At 68.3% G+C, this 3721-nt stretch carries 5 protein-coding genes and 1 pseudogene; 1 reads left to right on the forward strand and 5 read right to left on the reverse strand.

Going from position 1 to position 3721, the window contains the following annotated elements; all coding sequences use genetic code 11:
* The 5 genes and pseudogenes from OKW78_RS16580 to OKW78_RS16600 form a co-directional block, all read right to left on the reverse strand.
* Positions 1–205 (reverse strand): annotated as a pseudogene (locus tag OKW78_RS16580) (DUF359 domain-containing protein); the annotation flags it as partial.
* 98 nt (positions 206–303) lie between these two features.
* Positions 304–501, reverse strand: coding sequence for a transcription elongation factor subunit Spt4 (gene spt4 / locus OKW78_RS16585; protein WP_122105531.1), 198 nt, complete (start codon positions 499–501; stop codon positions 304–306).
* Positions 501–1082 (reverse strand): DNA-directed RNA polymerase, encoded by a 582-nt coding sequence (locus OKW78_RS16590; RefSeq protein WP_122105530.1) that lies wholly within the window; start codon positions 1080–1082, stop codon positions 501–503. Before OKW78_RS16590 ends, spt4 begins: the two co-directional genes overlap by 1 nt.
* Before the next feature lie 145 nt (positions 1083–1227).
* Entirely contained in the window at positions 1228–1575 is a 348-nt protein-coding gene (locus OKW78_RS16595) for a twitching motility protein PilT (protein WP_281196161.1), read from the reverse strand.
* Between the two features lie 103 nt (positions 1576–1678).
* Entirely contained in the window at positions 1679–2923 is a 1245-nt protein-coding gene (locus OKW78_RS16600) for a translation initiation factor IF-2 subunit gamma (RefSeq protein ID WP_281196159.1), read from the reverse strand.
* Positions 2924–3083: 160 nt separating this feature from the next.
* Between OKW78_RS16600 and OKW78_RS16605 the strand changes: the two genes are divergently transcribed.
* Positions 3084–3572 (forward strand): DUF5810 domain-containing protein, encoded by a 489-nt coding sequence (locus OKW78_RS16605; protein WP_281196160.1) that lies wholly within the window; start codon positions 3084–3086, stop codon positions 3570–3572.
* The last annotated feature ends 149 nt before the right edge of the window (positions 3573–3721 follow it).

Raw genomic sequence — 3721 nt, forward strand, 5'->3', positions numbered from 1 at the left:
CGTCGACGAGCGCGACGTCCGGAACCCGACCCGCCTCCCGGAGGTGATACGTAACGACGTCGCCGACGGCGACGATCGGCGCGTCGGGCGCGTCGTACTCCCCGCGGCTCTCCGCCGCGGCAGCGAGCAACGCGTCGACGTCGGTCGTCACCGGGCCCATCGGCTCTTTGAACGCGTCGCGAAGCGAATCGGGAAGGGTCAATATCGGGTCCGCCATGCCCGACCGTACGGCGTCGTCGTATGAAGAGTCGTGTGATCGTTCGGGGGCGGCTACGGATCGTTCGGGCGGGTACGCATCGACGGCTACCGGACCTTCAGCGCGTACGACCCCGGCTTCGAGACGTTCATCTCCTCCGCGATCTGGCTCTCCTCGGGGCTCGTAATGATGACGTAGCCGGCCCAGTCCTCCGTCAGCGAGGAGGACCCACAGAGCTCGCAGGTCTGTGCGTCCGGGTCGTTGACGTAGTGACACTCGCGGCAGGCGAGTCGATCCTCCGCCATCAGTCGTCCTCCCCGGTCGTGCCGGCCTCGGCCCGCCGGCGGCGGTCGCTCTCGAGCCAGTCGTGCTTGCCGAGCCCCGGCTGTTTGGCGGTGAGTCCGATCTTCGAGTCGCGCGGGTTCCGCTCGTCGACGCTCTTCGTGACGACCCGCACCCGGACCGCGTCGTCGACGCCGAGGCTCTTATCGGAGTCCGAGGAGGCCAGCTGCTGGTTCGCCCCGTCGAAGGTGAGGTACTCGTCCGTGATCTGCGAGACGTGGAGCAGCCCGTCTACCGGGCCGATGCCGACGAACGCGCCGAACTCGACGGTCTCGACGACGGTCCCGTCGACGACCTCCTGCATGTCGGGGTCGAACGTGAGCGCGTCGAACTCCGCCTCGTAGTAGACGCCGGGTCGGTTGTGAAGGACCGCCCCCTCGCCGATGTCGTGGACCTCGATGACGCTCACGACGCTGCCGACGTCCTCGTCCATTCGTCCTTCCAGTTTGTCCTGGAGCAGGGCTTTCACCCGCTCGTCGGTGACGTCCGCCAGGTGCTCCGGCGGGACCTCGACCGTGTCCTTGAGTCGAACTCGTTTGTACATGTGCGTGGGTTGTGTCTGTGATCGCGTGTGTCGTCCGATCGCGCGTGTCGCGTCCGTCGTTTCTCCGCCGGTTCATCTCCGGACCGCCGCCGACGTCCGATTCCGGCTCCGTCGACGCCGTCGATGGTCGTTCAGCCCGTCTCCGCTACGGGTCCGTTACCGTGAGTGTGTTCCGCCCCCGTAAACAGATTACCGGTGTGTCCGCGTCCAGTACCCGTTCCACGAGGGGTCGGTCGAGCGTGACCACGTACGCGACCCGGCCCGTTCGAGCGAGGTCGACGAGTGCGTCGTCGCCGTACGCCCCGTCGACCTCGACCGTTCGGGCTCGGTCCGCGAGGTCCGATCCGACGCTCGCCGCGGTCGCGGCCTTCCCCGCACCCGATCCGACCTCGTCGAGCTCGTCGACGACGGCCGACGGAACGACCGGATCGTAGCTCCCGAGGAGCCGGTCGAGCTCCTCGAACAGCCGAACGTTCGCCTCGACCGGGGCCATCAGCGCGCTCGCGTCGAGCGCGACCACGGGACGGTCGTCGACTTCGGGGGAGCCGTCGGGTTCGTCGGGGCGTTCGTCCGATCCGGGCGACTCGTCGGACACGCTACGACAGCGTCCCGACGCCGATCAGTCGCCACCGCGCGCCGACGCGACGGTTGATCGCGATCTGTGCGCCCTCCTCGGCACACACGGGCCGCTTGAGCTTGACCTCGCACTCGCCGTCGCGCGCGCTCGTCACGGCCCCGACGGTGGTCGCGGTGCCGACGGTCAACATGAGGGGTTCGCCCGTCGAGATCTCCTCGATGTCGCTCTCGCCGCTCTCGTCGTCCTCCTTGCCGACGACGCGGTCGAGGAGGTCGACCTGCATCTCGAACTCGTGTCGGGTCGGCGGGAGCGTTCCGGGCTCGCCGGCGACCTGTCCGGCGAGCGCGTCGCCCTTCGTCAGGCTGGGATCGAGTCCCGTGCCGACGCCGAGCAGGCCGCCGGGCTTCGCGGACTCGACGCTCCGCTCGCCGGCCTGAAGCGACCGGATCGACGTCTCGAGCGGTCGCCACTCCGTCTGTCCCTCCTCTTCGACCTCGCGGCCGGGACGGATCTCGAGGCCGCCGCCGACCGACAGCTCGCCCTGGACGAGCGAGCCGCCGACGACGCCGCCCTTGAGTTCGTCGGCGGTCGCGCCCGGACGGTTGATGTCGAACGAGCGGGCCGCGAACATCCGGGCGTCCTCGTCGGGATCGCGCTCCGGGGTCGGGATCTCCGACTCGATCGCCTGGATGAGGAGGTCGAGGTTGACCTCCTGGCCGGCCGAGACCGGGACGATCGGGGCGTCCTCGGCGACGGTTCCCTCGACGAACTCCTGGATCTGTTCGTAGTTGTCCACCGCGCGGTCGCGGTCGACGAGGTCGACCTTGTTCTGGGCGATGACGATGTTCTCGATCCCGATGAGGTCGAGCGCCATCAGGTGTTCCTCGGTCTGTGCCTGCGGGACGTCCTCGGTCGCGCTCACGACGAGGACGGCCCCGTCCATGATCGACGCGCCCGAGAGCATCGTCGCCATCAGTGTCTCGTGTCCGGGGGCGTCCACGAACGAGACGGTCCGCAGCGGCTCGCTCTCGGAGCCGTCGGGACACTCCTCCTCGGTCGTGTAACACTCGGGCTCGTCGACGCCGGGACAGCGGCGGAACGTTGCGTCCGCGTACCCGAGCCGGATCGAGATCCCGCGTTTCATCTCCTCGCTGTGCTGGTCGGTCCACGAGCCGGACAACGCCTGTACGAGCGTCGTCTTCCCGTGGTCGACGTGACCGACGAGACCGATGTTCACCTCCGGTTGTGTGTTGGCTTGGGTCACTGTGTTTCCTCCTAACGGAGCAGTCTTACCCGGATTTTCGCCCCGTGCGAGTGATAAAGTTGCTGTTATAGCGGCGTCAGGACTCCCCGTCGCCCCCGTTTCGAATCGATCCGAGTCGATCCGAGCCGATATACGGTTCACGCCCGTACCCCGGGTCACGATGGGATACGCCTGTCCGGTGTGTGCGACCCCGCAGCGCGACGGTGAACACCTGGCCCACCACCTCGCGTTCACGGCGATGATCCACGGCGACGACCACGAGGCGTGGCTCGACGACCACGCGCCCGACTGGCAGACGGCCGACCCCGAGGAACTGGCGGAGGACGTCGTCGACCACGCCGACCCGGCCGAGTACCACGAGGTGTTCGAGGACACGACCGACCGGGGTCGGCCGAACCTCGACGCCGGGCTAGGCGGTGACCGGCGACACCAGCGCGCGCACGGCCACGGTCACGATTACGACGCTCATGGTGACGTACCGACCGCTGGAGGCGACGTGACCGATCCCGAGACTGCGGCCGCCCTTCGGGAGGCGCGCGAACTGACCCGCCGGATGTACGAGGACGGGGACGAAGCAGGCGAAGAAGACGAGAACGACGACACGTCCGAGAACGACGACGGCTCCACCGGCGACGATCCCTCTCGATAGTACGGATCGTGGACGAGAACACGTCCAAAGCCCCAGTCGCGAGGACTCGGTGCGCTCGCTGTGGTCCTCAGTCGTTCGCTCCGCTCACTCCTTGCGGTCCTCGTCGCGGGAGACGGTCCGGCTCGCGTTGCTCGCCGGCTGCGACTCCC

This window comes from Halorubrum sp. F4 (assembly GCF_027257195.1).
GTDB lineage: Archaea > Halobacteriota > Halobacteria > Halobacteriales > Haloferacaceae > Halorubrum.